Below are 23,862 nucleotides of genomic sequence, written 5' to 3' on the forward strand. Positions count from 1 at the left end.
TCGCGTATTAAAGTGGTAAATTGGAATGTTTCTTCGGCGGGTTGGACTGCCGTTTGTTGGCTAGCAACTCGAAGCTGCGGATCAGGCGGGCACGGGTTCCCGACGGTTCGATGATTTCGTCGACATACCCCAGTTCGGCTGCCCGGTATGGGTTGGCGAACTTTTCACGGTAATCGTCCTGTAGTTCCTTACGTTTCTTTTCCACATCTTCCGCTTTTTTCAGTTCTTTACGGAAAAGGATATTTACAGCGCCATCCGGTCCCATAACAGCAATCTCGGCAGTCGGGTAAGCGAAATTGATATCGCCGCGGATATGTTTGGAACTCATCACATCATAGGCACCGCCATAGGCTTTACGGGTAATGACCGTTACTTTCGGCACTGTCGCTTCGCAATAAGCATAGAGCAATTTGGCCCCATGGCGGATAATGCCTTCATATTCCTGATTGACGCCCGGAAGGAATCCCGGAACATCCACAAAGGTCAGCAGCGGTATATTGAACGCATCACAGAAACGGACGAAACGGGCGGCTTTTACTGAAGCATTAATATCCAGCGTTCCTGCCAGAGCTGCCGGCTGGTTGGCTACCACACCGATCGTTTTTCCATTCAACCGGATATATCCGATCACAATATTTTTGGCATATTCTTCCTGTACTTCAAAGAAGTTATGATCGTCGGCCACCGATTCGATCAGTTCCTTCATATCATAGGGCTGATTCGGGTTGGTCGGGATCAGATTATTGAGTTGTTCGTCAATGCGGTTGGCACTATCCGTCGTAGGAATGAAAGGCGGTTCCTCCATATTATTGCTGGGGAGGAATGACATAAGTTCACGTATCTTCAGGATACAATCCATATCATTATCGCCGGTGAAATGAGCCACGCCTGAACGGGTGCTATGTACTTCCGACCCCCCCAGGTCCTGCATGGACACTTCTTCCTGGGTGACACTCTTTACCACTTCCGGCCCGGTAATAAACATATAACTGGAATCTTTCACCATAAAAATAAAATCGGTCAACGCCGGTGAATAGACTGCTCCTCCGGCACACGGTCCCATAATGGCACTGATCTGCGGGATTACCCCCGAAGCCATCGAATTGCGTAAAAAGATTTCAGCATATCCCGCCAACGAACGGACACCTTCCTGGATACGGGCTCCTCCGGAATCATTCAGTCCGATAACAGGCGCACCGAGTTGCATCGCCATATCCATGATTTTACAAATTTTCCGGGCATACGTCTCTGAAAGGGCGCCTCCGAAAACGGTAAAATCCTGGGCAAATACAAATACGGTACGTTTACCGATTAAACCATATCCCGTTACAACCCCATCTCCTAACGGGCGTTGTTTTTCGAGACCAAACTCTGTACACCGATGAGTTACAAACTTGTCGACTTCTACAAAGCTACCTTTCTCAAGGAGTAATTCGATTCGCTCGCGGGCTGTTAACTTGCCTGCTGCATGTTGTTTCGCGATACGGTCTTCGCCGCCTCCCAGCTCTGCCTGATGGTTCAGAGCCGCCAATTGTTCAATTTTCTCTTTCATGGCGATGTCGGTTTTTATTGATTGATGAACTTTAATTCACTTGCAAATCTGTCTTTTGCAAAAATAAGATGAACAGACGGCTTAAACTGTGTGATAAATTACACCGTGAAAACACTTCATGTCTTAATTCCCTTACAATGTAAACATTTGAAACCACGAAACAGTTACGGAATTTGATCGAATTTATCAATGAAAGTATTGATGAAATTTATCCAAGCCGCTTTTAATGCATAAAAAAACTCCCAACGGCACCCTGTATGCCATTGGGAGGTCTGAAATAAAGTAAAACAACAATCTTTCTAACAGGATTTACCTGTCATAATATCTAATACCAATTTATCTGTTTCTTCCATTCCGCGGGAACCTATCGCCGTCAGGTTCGAGATCGACTTGTCCACATCTTCGTCGATAATACCTTCAACCGGAGTCACCACCTTATTCTCCATGGCCATCAAAGCTGAGATCATGGCAGTAGAGACACCGCTCGACACCTTCAATGCACAACTTGGTTTTGCCCCGTCGCAGATCATTCCGGTAATATTTCCGATCATATTCTTGATTGCATACGATATTTGCATCTTGCTTCCTCCCATCAGGTAAGTGATGCCGCAACTGGAACCCGTGGCAGCCACAACGCATCCGCATAATGCAGAGAGACGTCCCAGGCTCTGCTTGATATAAATAACCATCAGATGGCTGAGCATCAGGGCACGTATCAACTGCTCTTCCGTACATTTGATATCTTCCGCAAACGAAAGGACCGGCAACGTCGCCGCAATTCCCTGGTTGCCGCTGCCGGAGTTACTCATAACCGGGATCATCGCCCCGTCCATACGGGCATCGCAGGCGGCAGCTGTCATCACCAACATGTGGGTATAAGCAGAGTCGCCCATATATTTCTTGCCGTATTCGCCGGAAACAGTTTTGCTGACGGTATGCCCATAGTGTCCCTGTATGGAAGCCTGGGCGGCTTTCTTATTCAGATCTGCCGTTTCAAGGATAAAACGGATATCATCCAGCGGCATTTCCATCGCAAACTCATATACGGTAGAGAAAGAGAGTTTCAATTCATCTCCGCCGCATGGCTTATCGTCCGTTGCATCCGACTGACGCAGATCGGTCAATACTTCCCCGTTTTTCTCTACATATATAATATGTGTATGTTCATGGCAAATAATAACCCGGGAAGTCTGGTCGCCTGCCGTGCAGATCACTTCGATATATAACTTGTCGACATTTTCCTTCAGGGCAATATGGATGATCTTTTCGTCTATCATGGCTTTTCCGGCCTGTAATGCTTCCGGTGTGATGTCACGCAGCACTTCCAGTTCGTACGAAGATTTACCGATCAGTGTTCCGAGAGCGATCGCGATAGGCAATCCCACCATTCCTGTTCCGGGTATCCCCACTCCCATTGCATTCTTCAGGATATTGGCACTGAGTAATACGTCTATCTTTTCCGGACGTTCGCCCAATACCTCGGCAGCTTTCGCGGCAGCCAAAGCCACAGCAACCGGTTCCGTACAGCCAATAGCGGGGATTACCTCCTGATGGATCAGTGATATGATTTGTGATTTTGTTATATTATCCATGACAGCGATGTTTTATGCGTTAGATTATTCATGTTTCCGGCAAAGGTAATGATTTCTAATTTATGTTATATGTTTTGCTAAATTAAGAATGAAAATAATATCTTCGCACCGCCTAACTCACAGGGTGATAAAGGCTACTAAAGGCTTCTTCAGCATAGAATATCCGGAATTATGGATTCCATTGGTTCTTTGCTTCACCTGCCTGCTTTGTCTGTTCACCGGACGAGTCTTGTACGTGGTCACCGGCAAGCTCCGGCAGAAATGGACAGGCCGGGATACCAACAAGCCGCAACCGCTCACGGTCCGGTGGGGAAACGGCAAATGGAAACAGGTGACGGATACGGCAGTCGGCCTATGTATGAGTTCGTTTATCATAACCGGATTGCTCTCCATGTCGCCTATCCCGAAATGGCTGGGCGATACTCATACGGCAGCAGAACAGGACCGGCTGCATCCGCCTCTCCTACTGGATAATTTTAGTATGGAACCTTACCTGCTTTTGCAACCGGATGCTTACGGGACATCTGCTAATGACGGGGAGAAGATCTGTATGCTAAAGTTGTGCTCCTATCTGAATAAACCGCTGGTAGAGATTATACGTCAAAAGGGGAATAATGCCGTGCAATCTGAATATATTTATGCTGCGAATAACGTTCCGCAACGTTTTATTGTCACACGCCCCGACATCGTGCATTCGCTGCAAAAATTATACGGGCCGAAAATACCGTTGTTACGCATATCGAAGCTGAAAGAGTATGATGAATATTATCGGCCTGAGTCCGAATCGAAAACATTACCCTTGCCGGTATACAAAGTGGAGGTCGACAACAAAACGCAGGACCTTTATTATTTCCCGTCCTCTGCCCCGACTTATTATCACTATAATTCGAACACGAAACTGAGGAAAAAGATATCAGATTTTGCCACGTATTGAATTATAAGTAATTTTGGCTTCGTTTTCTAATCATAACACAAAGAATGAATCAGATATACGAAGAACGGCTGGGAACAGACCGTATGCTACCTCTTATCTTCCGGATGGCACTGCCTGCGATAGTTGCCCAAATGGTAAACCTGCTCTACAATATTGTAGACCGTATTTATATCGGGCATATTCCGGGAATAGGCACACCGGCACTTGCCGGCATCGGGGTAGCCGGTTCGATTATTATCCTGATTTCCGCATTTTCATCCATTGTTGCAGGCGGAGGTGCTCCGCTTGCAGCAATTGCCCTCGGACAGGGAAACCGGCAGCAGGCCGGAAAGATACTTGGGAACGGCTTTATACTATTGCTGATCTTTACCGTGCTGACTTCCACCCTCGCCTATATTTTCATGAAGCCGATCCTGCTGTTCACCGGAGCCTCGGAACAAACACTCGGATACGCCACCGATTATCTTTCTATCTATCTGATCGGTACGTTATTCGTCGAAATATCGGTAGGCTTAAATACTTTCATCAATACGCAAGGACGTCCGGGTATTGCCATGTGGTCGGTAATGATCGGCGCCTTCCTCAATATCATGCTCGATCCGCTTTTCATTTTTGGTTTCAACATGGGAGTAAAAGGAGCGGCATTAGCCACGATTATTTCACAGGCCGGCAGCGCCATCTGGGTGTTGTCTTTTCTGACTTCTTCCCGCGCCTCCCTTCGGCTCGAAAAGCAGTATATGAAACCGGACAGGAAAGTGATCGGGGCGACTCTGGCTTTAGGCATATCGCCTTTTATCATGGCCAGTACGGAAAGCCTGGTAGGTTTTGTGCTGAACGGTATGTTAAAGACATTCGGCGATATTTACGTGAGCGCGTTGACCGTTATGCAAAGTTCGATGCTTTTTGTCAGTGTTCCGCTGACCGGCTTCGCCCTGGGGTTCGTGCCTATTGTCAGCTATAATTACGGGCATGGGAATAAAGAAAGGGTAAAAGAATGTTTCAGGATCGTAGTGACTTTCATGTTCCTGTTCAATTTTGTCCTGATGTTGCTGATGATTCTGTTTCCTTCCGTCATCGCTTCGGCTTTCACTTCGGATGAAGAACTAATACAGACTGTGAAGCAGGTTATGCCTGTATTCCTGGCTGGTATGACCATTTTCGGCTTGCAGCGTGCCTGCCAGAATATGTTCGTTGCCCTGGGCCAGGCTAAGATTTCCATCTTTATCGCATTACTCCGCAAAGTTATCCTGCTTGTTCCGTTAGCCTTGATCTTACCGCATTTTATGGGAATGATAGGCGTCTATGCGGCAGAGGGTATTTCCGATGCAGCGGCGGCTATCTGCTGTACGATCATTTTCTTTATACAATTTCCGAAGATACTGAACAGGATAACCGGTGTATGATAAATTTCACTCTTTACCCAACGTTTCAACGGTAAATGTTTCCGCCTCCGTGCCATTGCCGCGTCCCTCTTTCAGACGTACACTGAAAACAACTGTGCCTGTTTGTAATTCGGGAGAAGCATGTACTGTGACTTCGTAAGTGATGGGAGTATCATGGGCAACCCGGGCAATCCGGACAGGTTCGGATAGTTCCAGGTTTTCTCCTTCTTCCAGTTTGACTACCGGAAGTACATTCAATGCATCCTGAAAACTGTTATTCACGATTACAAAAGAGATACGACAGGTTTCTCCCGCATCGATCTTTTGATTATAGGTGATGCTATCTTCATCCAGAAGAATATCCTCTATCTGCAAGTCCGGAAGAAGGACGTGAGACGACGGTGTATATTTTGGACTTCTCCTTACAATATGCGTTTCCTCTTCCGTACTGGCTGCAATCGAAGCACCGGCAACGCCACCCACAGCCGTTCCTATAAACGCACCTATTTCAGCACCATTCTCATCATTCTCATCATTGATCGCCTCTCCGATCAATCCACCGAAAAGCCACCCGATAAAAGAGCCGACCTGTGCGCCAAAACCGACCCGGTCTTCACTACTCATATTCCTCATAGAGCCGCAACCCGGCAGAAGCAATAAAGAGAGCATTATGGATAGAATCACATTTCTCATATAAAAATCCTTCAGTTTGACTTTATGACATCGGAAAGAGCAAAAACCCCCATTCAATTCCATTTTTTTATGTAAGTTTGCGGCCAGTTAAACAAAGAATAATGATCAATCAATTCCAGACACCATCCGCAGATCTGCAACGCCAATATGACCTCCTTCAAATGGAGTATGAATATGAGAAAGAGACGTACAGGCAACAAGCCGAACGGGTGGGTATTCACAGGAAAATACAACAGGGACTTTGCTGGTATCCTGTGATTCCGGGAAAAAGTTATTATAATTCGCTCAATCAGCTCGTCATTGAAATAGAACGCAGGGACGATAAGGAGATCGAACATAATTTTGAATACGGACGTCCGGTTTGTTTCTTTACAACAAACGGAACCGGCAGTCCGCGTTATCTGAATTTCTCCGGCATCATCAGCTATGTACAGGACGACCGGATGGTCGTCGTCCTTCCGACACCTTCAGCTTTATTCGACCTGCAAAACGTGAACAGTGAACTGGGTGTTCAACTCTACTTCGACGAGACAAGCTATAAAACGATGTTCAATGCACTATCCGGTGTAATGAAAGCAAAAAATAACCAGCTTGCCCATCTGCGTGATGTGTTGCTGGGGAAGACACCGGCCAGCCGGAGAAACCTGTTCCCGATACGTTTCCCATGGTTAAACACAACCCAGGAGGAGGCGGTCAACCATGTGCTGTCGGCTAAAGAAGTATCTATCGTACATGGCCCTCCCGGAACCGGGAAAACAACGACACTGGTCGAAGCGATCTACGAAACGCTGCACAGGGAAAACCAGGTAATGGTCTGCGCCCAAAGCAATACGGCTGTCGACTGGATATCGGAAAAACTGGTAGACCGGGGCATCAACGTGCTCCGTATCGGCAACCCGACACGGGTGAATGACAAAATGCTTTCATTTACGTATGAACGGCGCTTCGAGTCGCATCCCGACTACTCCGAACTTTGGGGAATCCGCAAAGCAATCCGGGAGATACAATCCTCTTTCCATAAGAAAAGTCACAGCGAAAAGGACACGGCCCGTAACCGTCTTTCCCGCCTGCGCTTCCGTGCCACCGAATTGGAGGTGCAGATAGACGCCGACCTGTTCAGCGAAGCCCGCGTCATAGCATGTACGCTGGTGGGTTCTGCCAACCGGGTGCTGACCAACCATAATTTTACCACCCTCTTTATCGATGAGGCAGCACAGGCACTGGAAGCTGCCTGTTGGATTGCCATCAGCAAAGCGGACAGGGTGATTCTGGCAGGCGACCATCACCAACTTCCTCCTACTATTAAATGTATAGAAGCTACCCGCGGCGGACTGGACCGTACTTTGATGCAGAAAGTAGCAGCCGGCAAACCTGAGACTGTCTCCCTGCTTAAAGTACAATACCGGATGCATGAAGATATCATGCGTTTCTCGTCCCGCTGGTTTTACCAGGATGAGTTGCAGGCTGCGCCGGAAGTAAAGTACCGCGGTATCCTCGCCTACGACACACCTGTCGTGTGGTTCGATACGGCAGATTGTGATTTTGAGGAAGATCAATTATCCGAAAGCCAGAGCCGGATCAATAAAAAAGAGGCGGAACTGCTGGTGGAGCAACTGCAAGCCTATATCGAAAAGATCAGTAAAGAACGCGTACTGGACGAAAGCATCGACTTCGGACTGATCTCTCCCTACAAATCACAGGTGCAATATATCCGTGGCTTGATTAAACGGAACTCTTTTTTCAAACCCTTCCGCAAACTGATTACCGTCCATACCGTAGACGGTTTCCAGGGCCAGGAGCGCGATGTGATCATGATCAGCCTGGTACGTGCCAATGATCAGGGAAATATCGGTTTCCTGAACGACCTGCGCCGCATGAACGTTGCCATCACCCGTGCCCGAATGAAACTGATCATACTAGGCGATGCCTCCACGTTGACAAAACATTCTTTTTATCGGGAATTATACAAATACATCACAGCCAACGGCCATGTGATCCCATTAAAACCCGCAACAGAAACAGACGATTCTATTCACCGGAAATAAAATAAAGATGAACTATAAACTACTGGTCCTCGATCTGGACGGAACACTGACAAACAGTAAAAAAGAGATCACGCCTTTCACCCGGGAGGTATTAATAAAAGCCCAGCAACAAGGTCTCCATCTGGTTCTGGCCTCCGGACGCCCTACTTACGGTATCGTTCCACTGGCAGAAACGCTGGATATGAAAGAGTACGGAGGTTTCATCCTCTCTTTTAACGGAGGAAAAGTGATCGAAGTGAAAACCGGAAAGGTCTTTTACGAACAGGCCCTGCCACCAGACGTCATGCCCCTGATCTATCAACGTTCGTATGAAGCCGGACTGACAATCCTGTCTTACAACGGCAAATACATCCTGACCGAAAATGCAGCAGACAAATATGTTCAATACGAATCATTCCTGACCAAAATGAAGGTAAAGGAAACCGACGACTTCCTGCACAATCTACGGCTCCCAGCCGACAAATGCCTGATAGTCGGAGAACCGGAAGACCTGGTTCCGCTAGAAGAAAAACTGCGTCAGGAACTGGGCCTTCGCCTCAATGTCTATCGTTCGGAACCGTTTTACCTGGAAGTCGTGCCCAAAGGGATCGACAAAGCCGCTTCGCTGGAACGCCTATTGGAACGTGTGCAGATAAAAAGAGAGGAAGTTATCGCCATCGGTGACGGCTACAATGACCTTTCCATGATCAAATTTGCCGGACTCGGCGTTGCTATGGCAAATGCACAGCCTCCCGTAAAATCAAATGCAGATCGGATCACTGCATTTACGAATGATGAGGATGGCGTTGCACATTTCATTCATGACTTACTCAATAGTAATACCCACCAAAATATACATGAAATAGGTTAAAAAGATACTAACAAGATGGTCTTTATTTTTATTGGATGCGTTTATAAACCAGGATTTTTATGTAGATTTGTAATCTAAACAAAAAAACAGCAAGCCATGAAGTACAAATTATTGGTTTTAGACGTAGACGGGACATTGCTCAACAGTGAAAAAGCAATTACTGCCCGTACCCAGGCTGCTTTACTGAAAGTTCAGCAAATGGGAATACACATTGTATTGGCATCCGGCAGACCCACCAACGGGGTTATGCCGCTCGCAAAGGCTCTGGAACTGGATCATTACGGTGGTTTCATTCTCTCATATAACGGTGGCCAGATCATCAACGTACAAACGGGTGAACTGCTCTTCGAGAAACGTATCAACCCGGAGATGCTGCCTTACTTGGATAAGAAAGCGAAGAAAAACGATTTTGCCATTTTCACATATCATAAAGACTATATCCTGACAAATAAACCCGACAACAAACATGTGCAGGAAGAAGCCGCGCTAAACAATATGCGTGTGATCGGTGTTGATAATTTCCCGGAGGCAGTCGACTTCAGTCCTTGCAAGTGTGTGCTGGCAAGCGATAACGAAGAAGAACTGGTAGGATTGGAAAATCACTGGAAGAAACGGCTGGACGGTGTATTGGACGTATTCCGTTCGGAAGATTTTTATCTGGAGGTGGTTCCCCAATCCATCAACAAAGGAAACACTTTAGGCGTATTGATGGAAAAGCTGAAAATTACGACCGAAGAAGTCGTAGCGATCGGCGATGGAATTGCTGATGTCCCCATGTTACAGCTTGCCGGGACCAGCGTAGCGATGGGCAACGCCCGTGATTCGGTTAAGGTCTGTACGGATTTCACCACACTGACCAACGATCAGGATGGTGTGGCAATAGCCGTAGAAACCGCTATCCTTGCTGCCATCAAACCGACAGAAGTTCCTTTGGACCAATTGAATATACGGGCTAAACATGCACTGATGGGTAACTTGGGTATTCAATATACTTATGCATCCGAAGACCGTGTGGAAGCGACAATGCCGGTCGACGAACGTACACGACAGCCTTTCGGCATACTGCATGGCGGAGCGACTCTGGCATTGGCTGAAACAGTTGCGGGATTAGGCTCCATGATACTGGCTAAGCCGGACGAGATTGTAGTCGGAATGCAGGTGAGCGGCAGCCATATGTCGTCGGCCCACGAAGGCGATACGGTACGTGCCGTCGGGACAATTATTCACAAGGGACGTTCTTCACATGTATGGAATGTAGATGTGTTTACCTCTACTGATAAATTGGTATCATCCATACGTGTCGTAAATAGTATATTAAAAAAGAAATGATAGACTCACTGATCAGGCAGGGCCGGAGTTTTGCAATCTATCGTATCCCGGGGGAAGAAGAACCCCGGTTCGTGATGCAAGCCTCCGGTTCTGCCCGTCTTTTATATAACATCGAGGACCTGAATGAACAACAGGGCTTCGTCATCGCTCCGTTCCGGGTCAGCCGGGAATGTCCCATCGTGCTGATTCGGCGCGATTATAGCGAATTGCCGGATAACAGTCAACCGGATTACATCCGAATGGATTTGGAGTTTCATCCGAATGGAACAGAAAACCCATCCGAACGGAAGACAAAAGACAACTATACACATTGTTTCGATTCCTTTATCAAGCCTTTGCAGGAGAGACAGCTGGACAAACTGGTACTTTCGCGCAGTCTGACACTCGACAGGGAATCCGGCTTTTCGCCTGCAAAGGCTTTTTATAAGGCCTGCAAACAGTATATCCGTTCTTATGTTTACCTCTGCCATACACCGGAAACGGGCATCTGGCTGGGAGGAACCCCAGAAATTATCCTCTCGGGAGAAAAGGGCGAATGGCATACGGTTGCGCTGGCAGGAACACAGCCTTTACAGAACGGCGAACTGCCGACTTATTGGGATGAGAAAAACAAAAGGGAACAACAACTAGTCTCCAATTATATCCACGACCAGCTAAGTTCACTGGGTATCGAATCGACGATGGAAGGTCCCTATTCGGCACGTGCCGGGGCTTTATGTCATCTGAAAAGTGATTTCAGGTTCCGGCTGGACAGTAACGATAAGCTGGGTAGTTTGTTGAAACTGCTACACCCTACCCCTGCCGTTTGTGGATTGCCCAAAGATGACGCCTACCGTTTTATCCTGGAAAATGAAGGTTACGACCGCCGTTACTATTCCGGTTTTATAGGTTGGTTGAACCCGAAAGGCAGAACCGACCTGTATGTAAATCTGCGCTGCATGAATATCAATAAGAAGACACAGACACTCTATGCCGGAGGAGGATTGCTCTCCTCTTCAGAATTAAGCGACGAATGGCAGGAAACGGAAGACAAACTGCAAACGATGCGGGCCTTATTATGATAGACAGGCGTTTTGCGTTAGATATTATATGTACTTTTGTAAGCAGAATAAGATAAATATAATATATGTATACCGATAAGAAAAACATTCTTCAGTTAGTGGCCTTGCTCAAGGAGCATAGTATAAGTAAAATCGTATTATGTCCGGGAAGCCGTAATTCGCCTATCGTACATACATTGGCGAATCATCCGTTCTTCACCTGCTATTCCGTCACCGACGAACGAAGTGCCGGATTCTTTGCCATGGGTCTGGCATTGCACGGAGGAAAACCGGCAGCCGTTTGCTGTACTTCGGGTACGGCTTTGCTGAATATCCATCCGGCTGTGGCGGAAGCCTACTACCAGCATGTTCCTCTTATCGTCATATCGGCAGACCGTCCGGGAGCCTGGATAGGCCAAATGGACGGACAGACTTTACCGCAACCGGGCGTATTCGGTTCCCTGGTTAAGAAATCGGTCAATCTGCCGGAAATTCATACGGATGAAGATGAATGGTATTGCAACCGTCTTGTCAACGAAGCATTGTTGGAGTTGAATCATCATGGAAAAGGACCGGTTCATATCAATGTGCCGATCTCCGAACCTTTGTTCCAGTTCACTACTCCCGAATTGCCGGAAGTGCGCGTTATCACCCGCTATCAGGGACTGAATGTGTACGACAGGGAATACAATACCCTGATCGAACGGTTGAACAGCTATAATAAACGAATGATCATTGTCGGCCAGATGAGCCTGATTTATCTTTTTGAAAAGAAGATATCCAAGCTACTTTATAAACATTTCGCCTGGCTGACCGAACATACAAGCAACAAGACCATTCCGGGCATCCCGGTCAAAAACTTCGATGCAGCCATTTATGCCCTGCCTGAAGAAACGCAGGAAAAGATGGTTCCCGAACTGGTTATTACCTACGGCGGACACATCGTATCCAAACGTTTAAAGAAATTCCTACGTAATAATCCGCCGAAAGAACATTGGCACGTATCGGCCGATGGTGAAGTGGCTGACTTATACGGTGCAATGACTACCGTAATAGAAATGGACCCGTTCGAGTTTCTTGAAAAGATTGCTTATCTGCTGGAAAATAAGCCGACAGAATTTCCACGTGTCTGGGAAAACAATACGAAGAGTCTGCCGGAACCGGAGTTTGCTTATTCGGAAATGGCAGCAATCGGTCGTTTGCTCAAGTCATTGCCGACTCCGTCTGCCTTACATTTAGGCAATAGTTCGACGGTACGATACGCTCAATTGTTTACGTTGCCCGAAGAAGTTGAAGTTTGCTGCAACCGGGGAACAAGCGGTATAGAAGGTTCATTATCCACGGCTATCGGCTATGCGGTAGCATCCGACAAATTGAATTTTGTGGTGATAGGCGATCTGAGCTTCTTTTATGATATGAACGCGCTTTGGAACAGCAACTTCGGCTGTAACCTGCGCATCCTGTTACTGAATAACGGTGGCGGCGAAATCTTCCAGGCACTGCCCGGTTTGTCGATGTCAGGAAAGACACACCGCTTTGTAACGGCTACACATAAGACTTCGGCCCAGGGCTGGGCTACCGAACGGGGATTCCTCTACCAGGGCGTACACGACACGGCAGAATTGGAAGAAGCCATGAAAGTGTTCACCGATCCGAATCCGATCAATCAACCCGTATTGATGGAGGTATTCACCGACAAAGATGAAGACGTCCGCCTGCTGAAAGAATACTACCATAGTTTAAAGACGTTATAATAAACAATACTCTAAATAAAGATTTTATGTCAACACAAAGAGAATGGAAACAGATAAAAGAATATGAAGAAATCTTGTTTGATTTCTACAATGGTATTGCCCGTATCACTATCAACCGCGAACGTTACCGTAATGCCTTCACTCCCACCACGACAACCGAAATGAGCGATGCGCTTTACATTTGCCGGGAGCGTCCGGATATTTGTGTCATCGTCTTGACCGGAGCTGGCGACACCGCTTTCTGTGCCGGTGGAGATATGAATGTGAAAGGTCATGGCGGGTATATCGGTAAGGACGGCGTTGCCCGTTTGAATGTACTCGACGTACAGAAACAGATTCGTTCCATGCCTAAGCCTGTCATCGCAGCCGTCAATGGTTTTGCTATCGGCGGAGGTCACGTTTTGCATGTCGTTTGCGACCTTACCATCGCTTCTGAAAATGCCATCTTCGGGCAGACGGGTCCTCGTGTGGGTAGCTTCGACGCTGGTTTCGGTTCGTCGTATCTCGCCCGTATTGTCGGCCAGAAAAAAGCACGCGAAATATGGTTTCTTTGCCGGAAATACAATGCGCAGGAAGCACTCGACATGGGACTGGTAAACAAAGTCGTTCCCCTGAATAAGCTGGAAGATGAATATGTGGAATGGTCTGAAACCATGATGATGCACAGTCCGCTTGCCTTGCGTATGATCAAAGCGGGACTGAATGCCGAACTGGACGGCCAGGCCGGTATCCAGGAGCTGGCAGGCGATGCCACCATGCTTTACTACATGACCGACGAAGCCCAGGAAGGCGGCAAAGCATTCCTCGAAAAACGCCGCCCGCGTTTTGAAGATTATCCCAAATTTCCGTAATCAGAACTAAACTATATATTAAATAAAATGGAACAATACCTTAAACTACAACAAGACTATCGCCAATGGCTAACTGAATTAAAGGAGAATATCCGGAAAAGCCAGATAAAGGCGGCCATTGCTGTAAACAGCGAATTAATCCACCTTTACTGGAGCCTTGGCGAACAAATTGTGGAGAAACAACAAAATGCTCAATGGGGAAGCGGATTTATAGAACAATTGAGTAAGGATTTGCAGGCTGAATTTCCTGATATAAAAGGGTTGTCAGCTGTCAATCTTAGACGTTGCAAACGATTTTATCTTTTTTATAATCAAGAGAATACAATTTGGTCACAGCTTGTGACCAAATTGTCAGACTCCACTATCTTTGAAATACCTTGGGGACATCATATTCTTTTATTAAGCAAAATAGGCTCTCCCCAGGAAGCCCTCTTCTATATCCACAAAACCATCGAAAATGGTTGGAGCCGTTCCATTTTAGAATATCATATAGAAAAGGACCTGTTTCACCAACAAGGGAAATCAATCAATAACTTCACTCAAACATTACTTCCCCCTCAAAGTGAACTGGCAAACGAATTATTGAAAGATCCTTATCATTTCGATTTCCTTCAATTATCGGAGAAAGCATTAGAACGGGATATTGAATGCGGCCTGGTCCAACAAATATCTAAATTCCTACTTGAATTGGGCAAAGGATTCGCTTATATGGGACATCAATATCTTCTGAAAGTTTGGAAAAAGGAATATCGCTTGGATCTTTTATTTTATCATACCCGTCTAAAAGCATACATTGTCATTGAACTGAAAGCAAAGGAATTTGAACCTGAATTTATTGGGAAACTTAATTTTTACATTTCCGCAATAGATGAATTAGTACGTGATAAGTATGACCGCCCAACAATTGGGATATTACTTTGCAAAGGGAAAGATGATTATGAAGTTGAATTTTCCCTTCGCGATATAAACAAACCTATTGGAGTAAGTTCATATACATATAATGAATTACCTAAAGAATTACAGGATGCTTTACCAAACTTTAAAGATCTAAACAATCAACTGAACGATTATATTAAACAGAATAATGAGAACAACGCATTATAGAATCCGGATAATTCCTAAAGTTTTACACTTCAAGCAACCGGCAGGGACTTCACGGGGGACTTATACGATTCGAAAGAGCTGGTATTTGGTTCTTACCGCTGATGAAATGCCCGGACGATTCGGGATAGGTGAATGTGCTCCACTCCCTAAACTGAGTTGTGATGATCTGCCAGACTACGAAAAAAAACTGGCAACCATTTGTCACCAAACGGAACAGAACGGAATGCCCGATACCGAAGCTCTGCGTTCCTATCCCTCCATCTTATTCGGACTGGAAACGGCTTTCCGCCATTTCCAAACAGGTAATTTTGCACTTTGGGATACAGACTTTTCACGAGGTAAAGCCGGTATCCCAATCAATGGCCTGATCTGGATGGGTGACTATAAAAAGATGCTGGAACAAATCGAGGTCAAAATGCAATCAGGCTTTCGCTGTATTAAGTTGAAGATTGGGGCAATTAATTTTGAAGAGGAACTGGCTTTATTAAAACATATCCGTGCGCATTTTTCTGCTAAAGAAATAGAATTACGGGTAGATGCAAACGGAGCCTTCTCCCCTGACGATGCCCTGAACAAGTTACAACGGCTTGCCGAACTGGACCTGCATTCCATCGAACAGCCTATCCGCGCCGGGCAGTGGGAGGAAATGGCACGACTCACTTCTGAAACACCTTTACCTATTGCTTTGGATGAAGAACTAATCGGCATCAATACAATAGAAAGGAAAAAGGAACTCTTATCAGTTATCCGTCCGCAGTATATCATACTGAAACCGTCTTTACATGGCGGGATAAGTGGCGGACAGGAATGGATCGACGAGGCTGAACAACAAAAGATAGGCTGGTGGATTACTTCTGCATTAGAATCGAATATCGGACTGAATGCCATTGCACAATGGTGTGCAACATTCAATAATCCTTTACCGCAAGGACTGGGAACAGGGGCTTTATTTACGGACAATGTGGAGATGCCGCTCTCCATTCGCCAGGATTGTCTCTGGTACGATCCGAAGAGTAACTCATTCCCCTCGGGGGCAGGGGGTGTGTTAATGCCTGTTCCGGAACGAAATGATAACACACCCCTTATCCCCTCTCAAGAGGGGAAACAGTTACTTACAGATTGTAATAAACAACAGTTACAACTAGAGGACGGAACGGTTTGTACAGCAGAAAATATACAGCAATTAATAACTAATCTACCTGCCGATGCACCAGAGATACGTCGGGATTTATACAAGTTCCTGGCCGACTGGTTCAACGAATCTCCCTACATCACCGTTCATACTTCCGGCTCTACCGGAACTCCTAAAGAGTTCTCTGTCCGCAAAGAACAGATGATGCAAAGTGCTATCCTTACCTGCTCTTTCCTTCATCTGCAAAAAGGAGATAACGCACTGTTGTGTATGCCATTGCAATATATTGCCGGCAAGATGGTGGTCGTACGGGCCTTAGTTGCCGAATTGACTCTCATTCTGCGCACGCCTTCCAGTCATCCGTTGGCTGATGTAGAGATTCCGCTTCGCTTTGCAGCCATGATACCGTTACAGGTATATAACACGCTTCAAGTACCGGAAGAAAAAGAACGCCTATGCCGGACAGAGATACTAATCATAGGGGGAGGCGCCATAAATAAAGAACTGGAAGCAGAGGTCAGGACATTACCCAATATCGTCTACTCGACCTATGGCATGACGGAAACACTTACTCATATCGCATTGCGCAGGCTGAACGGCCCGAGGCTTCTTCAGCCTACACCCCTTTCCCTTCCGTACAATTGTCTTTATCGTCTGAGGATACACTCATTATCAACGCACCACTGGTTTGCGACGAGACATTAGTGACAAACGACATCGCACAGTTGCATCCGGACGGTACTTTCTCCATTCTGGGAAGGAAAGACAACATCATTAATACCGGAGGTATAAAAGTACAAATCGAATCAGTGGAAGAAACACTACGTTCAATAATTTCTGCTACCTTTGCGATAACGGCTATTCCACATCCCGGATTAGGAGAAGCCATTGTGCTACTGATGGAAAAGACGGCAGACATTGAAGGCCTTTCTGATAGAATAGCCTCTCTCCTGCCTAAATACCAACAGCCTAAATATATCCGGCAGGTCGATGCCATCCCACTCACCGGCAGTGGTAAAACAGACCGGACAGCCTGTCGTTTATTGGCGGCAAAGCTAATCTGATTATCATTTAAAACACTATACTTATGAGGTATTTTGCACTTACCGTATTATCATTCCTAACCCTTTCGCCCGCCTACGGACAGAGTGGGGAAAGTTGCCGGTTCGCACCGGACCCGACGCTTCAGAAGCCGGAAGTCTATGCCGGATATGATTGCGTCAATCTGTTGGACAGCACGTCCGTAACCGTACAACCGACCGGTTCCGGTTCATTTTCTGTCTGCAAGACTATCAAAATTCAGACTCCCCGGGGAGCAGTGAGTAACCGTATCATCAAATATGATTACGACCCGCTGACGGCTTTCGCACAATTCAAGAGAGCGACCGTCTACCGTGCCAACGGCGATGTAATCAACCTGGACGTTACACAAACCTGCGACTATGCGGCTCCGGCCCGCGCCATCTATTGGGGCGCCCGCCAGATCATGCTTGAAGTAGGCCAGCTGAATCCGGGAGATATCATCGAATATGAAATCGACAAGAAAGGTTTCACCTACGCCCTGCTGGCCGACGGCAGCGATGACGAATCCCGCTTCATCCCTCCCATGCGCGGACAATTCTATGACATCGTTCCTTTCTGGGTGACGGAACCGACCGTACGTAAAGTATATAAAGTATCCATTCCGATGGAGAAAGAAATGCAGTTCCAGTTCTATCAAGGCGACTGCGCCTCTTCCATGCGCTATGAAGATGGTCGGAAAGCCTATACCTTCTCCACCAACAATGTGATGCCGACCAAACGTGAACCTAACATGGTCGACCTGTTCGATGCCGCTCCGAAACTGATGATGTCGTCCACTCCTAAATGGCAGGATAAATCATTATGGTTCAATAAGGTTAACGAAGATTACGGAAGTTTTGCTCCACTGCCGGAAGCACAGAAAAAGGTAGACGAGCTTATCAAAGGGAAGAAAACAGAAATGGAAAAGATAGCCGTCCTCACCCACTGGGTTGCCGACAATATCCGTTACTCCGGCATCTCGATGGGCAAAGGCGAAGGTTATACCCTTCACAATACCAAGATGAATTATACCGACCGTTGCGGTGTCTGTAAAGATATTGCCGGAACGCTGATATCCTTCCTCCGTATGGCAGGTTTCGAAGCCTATCCCGCTATGACAATGGCAGGCAGCCGTGTGGAAAGTATTCCGGCCGACCACTTCAACCATTGTGTAGCCGTCGTTAAATTATCCAGTGGTACATATATGCCGCTCGACCCGACCTGGGTTCCTTTCTGCCGCGAACTATGGAGCAGCGCCGAACAACAACAGAACTACCTGCCGGGAGTTCCCGAAGGTTCCGACCTTTGCCTGACTCCCGTTTCCGCTCCGGAAAACCATTATGTACGTATCAAAGCAAACAATAAACTGGATGCCAAAGGCACACTGACCGGACAATTCACCATCACGGCCGAAGGACAATCGGACAGCAATATCCGCGGCATGTTTACCCGTGGCTGGCAGTCACAATGGAAGAACATGCTTGAAAGCCAGTTGCTGAACGTATCCTCGAAAGCCCGTCTGCTTAGCGTGGATTATGGAAAAGATCCGAAAGACTATCAAGCGGCTCCCATCAAAATCACTTTCCGCTATGAAATACCGGAATATGCTATCCCAGGTAAAGAGGAACTGGTCTTCAAACCGATGGTAATTAACAACCTGTACAATCAGGTAAAGAGTTATCTGCGCATCAATACCGACCTGCCCGAACGCCAGTATGGTTTCAAGGATGGCTGTTCACGTCTGGTGGAACTGGACGAAACCATCCAGCTACCGAAAGGATACACTTTGTTAAATGAGGCAAAGAACGAAAGCAAGCAAAGCGATGCCGCCGACTTCGAAGGCTCATTGAGCCAGAACGGCGATAAAATAACGCTTCACCAGAAGCTGGCTCTAAAGAAACGTGTATATGAAGCAGCCGACTGGGACGGTTTCCGTTCTGCCGTTAATGCACACAAAAGTTTCGGTGATTATTTAATTATTAAAAAATAAAAGACAATGACTAATATACTACATAAACTGGCACTGCTTCTCTGCCTGCTGGCTATTACAGCATCCGCATTTGCCGGCCCGGAAGCTGAATATAAGAAGCTGTCGAAAGCATATACATTGAATGCAGACGGAAGCCAGGAGTTCCGCTACAACATGGAACTTACGCTTTTCACACATACGGCCATGAACGGTACTTACGGGGAAAGTTTCATCGTTTACAATCCGCAATACCAGGAACTAAAAATTAATTCCTCTTATACCAAACAGAAAGACGGCAACATTGTCAAAACGCCCGACAATGCTTTTGTGGAAGTACTTCCCCGGACAGCAGCCGATGCTCCGGCTTACAACCATCTGAAAGAAATGGTCGTTGTCCATACCGGTCTGGAACTGGGAGCAACCATCTATCTGGATTATACGCTGACTTCCAAACCGGGGTATCTGCCGGAGCTGGATATTTATAACGAGCTATTACAAACCTCTCCGGTAAAAGAATATACCATCAGTCTGTCTGCACCGGAAAGCAAACCGTTATCCTACACTTTGCAGTATAACAATGCCAAGCCGGCCGTCACAACAGCCAACGGCATGAAAACCGTTACCTGGAAATTACAGAACCTGCCGGCTTCTTCCCGCGACCCGTTCGTTTCGGCTGCCAATGGCGACGTTCCTTTCCTGACTGCAACCACTTATGCTTCGAACGGAGACGCATTGAAAGCATTGTATGCACAGTTCACTCCCGCCAGCGACGTCCAGTTGACTGCCATTGCCGAAAACCTGACAGAAGGTAAAAAGAACGATACGGAAAAACTACAGGCTATCCTGAAACACGTAACGGAAAACCTGGGTTACAGTCGCCTTTCGTTGCCGGATGCAGGATATAAAATCCGTTCGGCAAGCGATGTAATCTATTCTGCCTACGGAACCGAAGCTGAAAAGACAAACCTGCTGAACGGCCTGTTAAATGCAGCAGGCATCAAAGCCGAAACGGCAGCATCCTACAGTGTGAATGCCGAACCGGCCAGTTGTGGGCTGAATGCAATAAAAGAACTGGTCGTTATTGCCAATGCAGACGGTAAACAGTATATCATGTCTCCATCATCCAATAAAATGGCAGCTGCGGGTTCAAATAACCTGACACCGGTCATCAGCCTGACCAAAGGTACGCCTGTAACAATCAGCACCCCGTCTACCGACCTCACTTATAAGGTTGCCCTTTCCGTCTCTCCGGAAAAAGCAGATGCAAAAGTAGATGCAACTATCGGCAACGCTTACCTCCCCTATTACGGAGCTTATCTGTCTACCTATGCCGGTGCTGATAAGGAAGCAAAAGAATCGAAGACCAGCAACGGAACGACAATCTCCTATACAGCTTCCCAACCTTTAAAAGCGAACAACGGATATGTTATGGTTTCACTGCCCGATGCCCCGGTCAGCCTGGCACATAGTTACTACTGCAATATGAACAATAGCCGTAAGGAAAACCTGCTGTTGCCCTGCAAAGCAAACGAACGGTATACCTATACTGTTCAAGTACCGGAAGGGATGAAACTAGCTACTCCGGAAGCAGTTAAAACAATTGAAAACGCTGCCGGTAAGGTAGTCATCTCCGTTAAGCAAAACGGAAACAACGCAGAGGTAGAACGCTCTTTGCTACTGAACAAACAGCTCTATACTCCCGCTGAATTCGGCAACTTGCGCACCCTGTTGACCGAATGGGGAAATCAGTCCGGCAAAACATTGTTATTGTCAATTAACTAAGCGAATACAATCAGTAATTTAAACAAGGATGGAATGAGATAATTCTACTGTTCCATCCTTGTTTTTTTGTTGAATATTAATAACTTTACAGTCAAATATTAATATCTTAAACCGTTGATCTATGCAAATACTATCAAATCTACTCCTGACACTATTATTATGTTGTATTCCGGGATTTACTTACGCGCAAAGCTTATCTCTCGAGTTATATCCCCAACCACAACAAATTGTTATATCCAACCAGCAATATGTGCCGTCTCATGGATATACATTACAGGGTATCAGCAATCCGGACGCTGACGCAGTGAAAATACTGAAAGAAGCATTGCCCTTCGTCCAATCAGGCAAGTCATTACCGCTGGAAGTCAAAAAGCTGAAAGCCAGAACACCCGAAATGGAACGTTCAGGTGCTTATATCCTGGATATTTCAAAAAAGAAAATCACTATCGAAATTGTGGACGACCGTTCATTATTCTATGCCGCCCAAACACTCAAACAACTGGTCGGCTACAATGAAGCAGGCAAACGCACACTTCCGTTATGTACGATTACCGACTATCCTGACGTACTCCATCGGGGAACTGTCGAAGGCTTCTACGGTACTCCCTGGAGCCATGACGACCGTATCAGCCAACTTCGTTTCTACGGCCAGTTTAAGATGAATACTTACATCTATGGTCCGAAAGACGATCCTTTCCACAGTGCCAGCTGGCGTGAACCCTATCCTGCCGACCAGGCAAAGCAGATTAAAGAACTGACAACCGAAGCTGCCCGCAACAAGGTAGACTTCGTCTGGGCAATCCATCCGGGACAGGATATCAAATGGAATGCAACCGACAGTAACAACGTGATCACCAAGTTCGAACAAATGTACGACCTCGGTGTACGTGCTTTCGCTGTCTTCTTTGACGACATTTCCGGTGAAGGAACAAACGCAGCCAAACAAGCTGGCCTGATGAACTTCATCCAGAAAGAATTTATTGAAAAGAAAAGCGACATACAGCCATTAATCATGTGTCCGACCGAATACAACCGTTCATGGGCACGGACCGATTATCTCGATATCCTGGGCGAACAACTTCACCCGGCTGTCCATATCATGTGGACCGGGAATCGTGTTGTAGACGATATTACCCTGGAAGGTCTTGAATGGGTCAACAAGCGTATCCGCCGTCCCGCCTATATCTGGTGGAACTTCCCGGTAAGCGATTACTGCCGTGACCACCTTTTGATGGGACCCGCTTATGGTCTGGACACTCAGGCTTCCAATGCGATGTCCGGTTTCGTTGCTAACCCGATGGAACGCGCTGAAGCCTCCAAAGTCGCCTTGTTCGGTGTTGCCATGTATAGCTGGAATATACACAGTTACGACCCGCAACTGGCTTGGGAAAAGGCTTGCGAATATTTAGTACCCAAAGCAGCCATCGCCTTCAAGACATTCTGTGAGAATAATAGCGATCCGGGACCTAACGGTCATTTATATCGCCGTGAGGAATCTACCCGCTACCAGGCACAGGCCGACAAATTCCTTACCGGTTACCGCAACGGACAGTTCGGCGAAAGAGATGCAAACCAACTGGGTGCCTTATTCGCACAGATACAGGCTGCTCCCGAGTTGATATACAATCAGGGAGACAATAAAGCACTGATTAAAGAAATCAATCCCTGGCTTATGCAGTTCGAGTTACTCGGAAGATGCGGTTCCAATGCTCTGCGTATGGCTCACGCCTGGTATGAAAAAGACCGCCAGAACACCTGGCAACGTTTCCTCGAAGTATCTGCCGTTATGGACAGTATGAAACTGGTTAACCGTACTTTTAACCAGAATCCGTATCAGAAAGGTGTAAAAGTAGGTTCAAGAGTCCTGATGCCGCTTATTGAAGGTTTATACAGACAGACCAGCCGCAACCTACTTTCGACAGCCGATACACCTTCCAACGAAATCAGAGTTAGCACAGCTTCTACCATTACTAATATAGATCAGCTGAAGAATCAACCCTGGTCGGAAGACGAGAATCTGATAGCCTATGTCCCCATGCTTGAAGTGGTAAAAGTCGAACCTAACCAGTATCTCGGCCTCGGATGGGAAATACAAAAGGACGCCGAATCTTTCACGTTCAACTTACCTCAAAGTAATGTGGACGGACGTGTATTCGAATGGTCGGAAGACGGTAAGACATGGACTATCCTTTCTGATATTCCTGCCGACCGGACAAAGTTCACCGTTACTACAATTCCTCTGAACGCTCATTTTGTCCGGATGCGCAACAATTCCGGCAAACAGATGGAACTGAAGGTTGCCGCTTTTTCCGTAAAGACAAAGGAAGCACCAGAAATCAACGAAGAATTGATGATGTACGATCTCAATCTGAGTACTTATAAAACGTTGAAACCGGGCGAAAAGGTTGAAGTGAAATGTAGCGGTGTAGACAAGTATATCGAATTCTTCTTGTCCGGCAGTAACGATAGTATGGTTTCCATCTCCGGTGTCAACAATGACAGCGAAAACAATATGCTATATTGTGGCTACGTCGGCTATGTGAAGCTGAACAAAATTTCATTTGATGATATGCAAACGCTGATAATCACCCCGGCAGGTAAAACTCCGGTACAAATTCACCAGATTGTCAGAGAGTAAATCATAAATTTCTTCCGGGAATAGCGTCGCTTCGTTATTCCTTCATTTAACCGACAACATATTAACACATTACAGGTGACGCAGATATAGCAATCGGCGTCACCTGTTTCATTTGAGAACATTTATATCTTGTCCTAAAGAATACAAACCGGA

General features: G+C 46.6%; 15 protein-coding genes and 2 pseudogenes. 14 read left to right on the forward strand and 3 right to left on the reverse strand.

Annotated elements, in window-relative coordinates:
- Nucleotides 1-7: 7 nt before the first annotated feature.
- Nucleotides 8-1,552 (reverse strand): acyl-CoA carboxylase subunit beta, encoded by a 1,545-nt coding sequence (locus C825_RS16060; protein ID WP_007656513.1) that lies wholly within the window; start codon nucleotides 1,550-1,552, stop codon nucleotides 8-10.
- Between the two features lie 299 nt (nucleotides 1,553-1,851).
- Complete coding sequence (locus C825_RS16065; protein WP_007656511.1) at nucleotides 1,852-3,144, reverse strand: L-cysteine desulfidase family protein; 1,293 nt, start codon at nucleotides 3,142-3,144, stop codon at nucleotides 1,852-1,854.
- 88 nt (nucleotides 3,145-3,232) lie between these two features.
- Between C825_RS16065 and C825_RS16070 the strand changes: the two genes are divergently transcribed.
- Both C825_RS16070 and C825_RS16075 read left to right on the forward strand, forming a co-directional pair.
- The gene (locus C825_RS16070) at nucleotides 3,233-4,078 is read left to right on the forward strand and encodes a hypothetical protein (RefSeq protein ID WP_010803217.1); all 846 of its coding nucleotides are present in this window, start codon (nucleotides 3,233-3,235) and stop codon (nucleotides 4,076-4,078) included.
- Nucleotides 4,079-4,122: 44 nt separating this feature from the next.
- The gene (locus C825_RS16075; protein WP_010803218.1) at nucleotides 4,123-5,481 is read left to right on the forward strand and encodes an MATE family efflux transporter; all 1,359 of its coding nucleotides are present in this window, start codon (nucleotides 4,123-4,125) and stop codon (nucleotides 5,479-5,481) included.
- 6 nt (nucleotides 5,482-5,487) lie between these two features.
- Here C825_RS16075 and C825_RS16080 read toward each other — a convergent pair whose 3' ends face one another.
- Nucleotides 5,488-6,153 carry a YMGG-like glycine zipper-containing protein gene (locus C825_RS16080; RefSeq protein WP_044214633.1) on the reverse strand — a complete coding sequence of 222 codons (666 nt, stop codon included), beginning with the start codon at nucleotides 6,151-6,153 and terminating at the stop codon, nucleotides 5,488-5,490.
- A 101-nt stretch (nucleotides 6,154-6,254) separates the two neighbouring features.
- Between C825_RS16080 and C825_RS16085 the strand changes: the two genes are divergently transcribed.
- The 12 genes and pseudogenes from C825_RS16085 (at nucleotide 6,255) to C825_RS16140 (ending at nucleotide 23,709) form a co-directional block, all read left to right on the forward strand.
- Complete coding sequence (locus C825_RS16085) at nucleotides 6,255-8,198, forward strand: AAA domain-containing protein (RefSeq protein WP_010803220.1); 1,944 nt, start codon at nucleotides 6,255-6,257, stop codon at nucleotides 8,196-8,198.
- A 7-nt stretch (nucleotides 8,199-8,205) separates the two neighbouring features.
- Nucleotides 8,206-9,048: a Cof-type HAD-IIB family hydrolase gene (locus tag C825_RS16090; protein ID WP_010803221.1), complete on the forward strand. Its 843-nt coding sequence runs from the start codon at nucleotides 8,206-8,208 to the stop codon at nucleotides 9,046-9,048.
- 96 nt (nucleotides 9,049-9,144) lie between these two features.
- Nucleotides 9,145-10,377, forward strand: a complete 1,233-nt coding sequence (locus C825_RS16095) for a Cof-type HAD-IIB family hydrolase (protein WP_007656348.1) — start codon at nucleotides 9,145-9,147, stop codon at nucleotides 10,375-10,377.
- Nucleotides 10,374-11,438: an isochorismate synthase gene (locus C825_RS16100; RefSeq protein ID WP_007656347.1), complete on the forward strand. Its 1,065-nt coding sequence runs from the start codon at nucleotides 10,374-10,376 to the stop codon at nucleotides 11,436-11,438. The genes C825_RS16095 and C825_RS16100 overlap by 4 nt, the downstream gene beginning before the upstream one ends.
- Before the next feature lie 65 nt (nucleotides 11,439-11,503).
- Nucleotides 11,504-13,171 (forward strand): 2-succinyl-5-enolpyruvyl-6-hydroxy-3-cyclohexene-1-carboxylic-acid synthase, encoded by a 1,668-nt coding sequence (gene menD / locus C825_RS16105; RefSeq protein ID WP_010803222.1) that lies wholly within the window; start codon nucleotides 11,504-11,506, stop codon nucleotides 13,169-13,171.
- A 26-nt stretch (nucleotides 13,172-13,197) separates the two neighbouring features.
- The gene (menB, locus tag C825_RS16110; RefSeq protein ID WP_010803223.1) at nucleotides 13,198-14,022 is read left to right on the forward strand and encodes a 1,4-dihydroxy-2-naphthoyl-CoA synthase; all 825 of its coding nucleotides are present in this window, start codon (nucleotides 13,198-13,200) and stop codon (nucleotides 14,020-14,022) included.
- Between the two features lie 27 nt (nucleotides 14,023-14,049).
- Nucleotides 14,050-15,126, forward strand: a complete 1,077-nt coding sequence (locus tag C825_RS16115) for a PDDEXK nuclease domain-containing protein (protein ID WP_010803224.1) — start codon at nucleotides 14,050-14,052, stop codon at nucleotides 15,124-15,126.
- Nucleotides 15,107-16,129: pseudogene (locus C825_RS16120) on the forward strand (o-succinylbenzoate synthase); the annotation flags it as partial. The gene C825_RS16115 and the pseudogene C825_RS16120, both read left to right, overlap by 20 nt.
- A gap of 45 nt (nucleotides 16,130-16,174) precedes the next feature.
- A pseudogene (locus C825_RS16125) lies at nucleotides 16,175-17,322 on the forward strand (AMP-binding protein).
- Nucleotides 17,323-17,345: 23 nt separating this feature from the next.
- Nucleotides 17,346-19,310 carry a DUF3857 domain-containing protein gene (locus C825_RS16130; protein WP_010803226.1) on the forward strand — a complete coding sequence of 655 codons (1,965 nt, stop codon included), beginning with the start codon at nucleotides 17,346-17,348 and terminating at the stop codon, nucleotides 19,308-19,310.
- Nucleotides 19,311-19,316: 6 nt separating this feature from the next.
- Nucleotides 19,317-21,071 carry a DUF3857 domain-containing protein gene (locus tag C825_RS16135; RefSeq protein WP_010803227.1) on the forward strand — a complete coding sequence of 585 codons (1,755 nt, stop codon included), beginning with the start codon at nucleotides 19,317-19,319 and terminating at the stop codon, nucleotides 21,069-21,071.
- Nucleotides 21,072-21,192: 121 nt separating this feature from the next.
- On the forward strand, nucleotides 21,193-23,709 hold the full coding sequence (locus C825_RS16140; RefSeq protein ID WP_010803228.1) for a beta-N-acetylglucosaminidase domain-containing protein: 2,517 nt from the start codon (nucleotides 21,193-21,195) through the stop codon (nucleotides 23,707-23,709).
- Nucleotides 23,710-23,862: the final 153 nt, after the last annotated feature.

Source organism: Parabacteroides sp. ASF519, from assembly GCF_000364265.2.
Lineage (GTDB): Bacteria > Bacteroidota > Bacteroidia > Bacteroidales > Tannerellaceae > Parabacteroides > Parabacteroides goldsteinii.

What these genes read in the sequence shown, in the direction of transcription:
- C825_RS16075 (WP_010803218.1), top strand. Translation starts at nt 4,123, where the DNA reads ATGAATCAGATATACGAAGAACGGCTGGGAACAGACCGTATGCTACCT.
- C825_RS16080 (WP_044214633.1), bottom strand. Translation starts at nt 6,153, where the DNA reads ATGAGAAATGTGATTCTATCCATAATGCTCTCTTTATTGCTTCTGCCG.
- C825_RS16060 (WP_007656513.1), bottom strand. Translation starts at nt 1,552, where the DNA reads ATGAAAGAGAAAATTGAACAATTGGCGGCTCTGAACCATCAGGCAGAG.
- C825_RS16135 (WP_010803227.1), top strand. Translation starts at nt 19,317, where the DNA reads ATGACTAATATACTACATAAACTGGCACTGCTTCTCTGCCTGCTGGCT.
- C825_RS16100 (WP_007656347.1), top strand. Translation starts at nt 10,374, where the DNA reads ATGATAGACTCACTGATCAGGCAGGGCCGGAGTTTTGCAATCTATCGT.
- C825_RS16065 (WP_007656511.1), bottom strand. Translation starts at nt 3,144, where the DNA reads ATGGATAATATAACAAAATCACAAATCATATCACTGATCCATCAGGAG.
- C825_RS16070 (WP_010803217.1), top strand. Translation starts at nt 3,233, where the DNA reads ATGAAAATAATATCTTCGCACCGCCTAACTCACAGGGTGATAAAGGCT.
- menB (WP_010803223.1), top strand. Translation starts at nt 13,198, where the DNA reads ATGTCAACACAAAGAGAATGGAAACAGATAAAAGAATATGAAGAAATC.
- C825_RS16095 (WP_007656348.1), top strand. Translation starts at nt 9,145, where the DNA reads ATGAAGTACAAATTATTGGTTTTAGACGTAGACGGGACATTGCTCAAC.
- C825_RS16115 (WP_010803224.1), top strand. Translation starts at nt 14,050, where the DNA reads ATGGAACAATACCTTAAACTACAACAAGACTATCGCCAATGGCTAACT.
- menD (WP_010803222.1), top strand. Translation starts at nt 11,504, where the DNA reads ATGTATACCGATAAGAAAAACATTCTTCAGTTAGTGGCCTTGCTCAAG.
- C825_RS16130 (WP_010803226.1), top strand. Translation starts at nt 17,346, where the DNA reads ATGAGGTATTTTGCACTTACCGTATTATCATTCCTAACCCTTTCGCCC.
- C825_RS16140 (WP_010803228.1), top strand. Translation starts at nt 21,193, where the DNA reads ATGCAAATACTATCAAATCTACTCCTGACACTATTATTATGTTGTATT.
- C825_RS16085 (WP_010803220.1), top strand. Translation starts at nt 6,255, where the DNA reads ATGATCAATCAATTCCAGACACCATCCGCAGATCTGCAACGCCAATAT.
- C825_RS16090 (WP_010803221.1), top strand. Translation starts at nt 8,206, where the DNA reads ATGAACTATAAACTACTGGTCCTCGATCTGGACGGAACACTGACAAAC.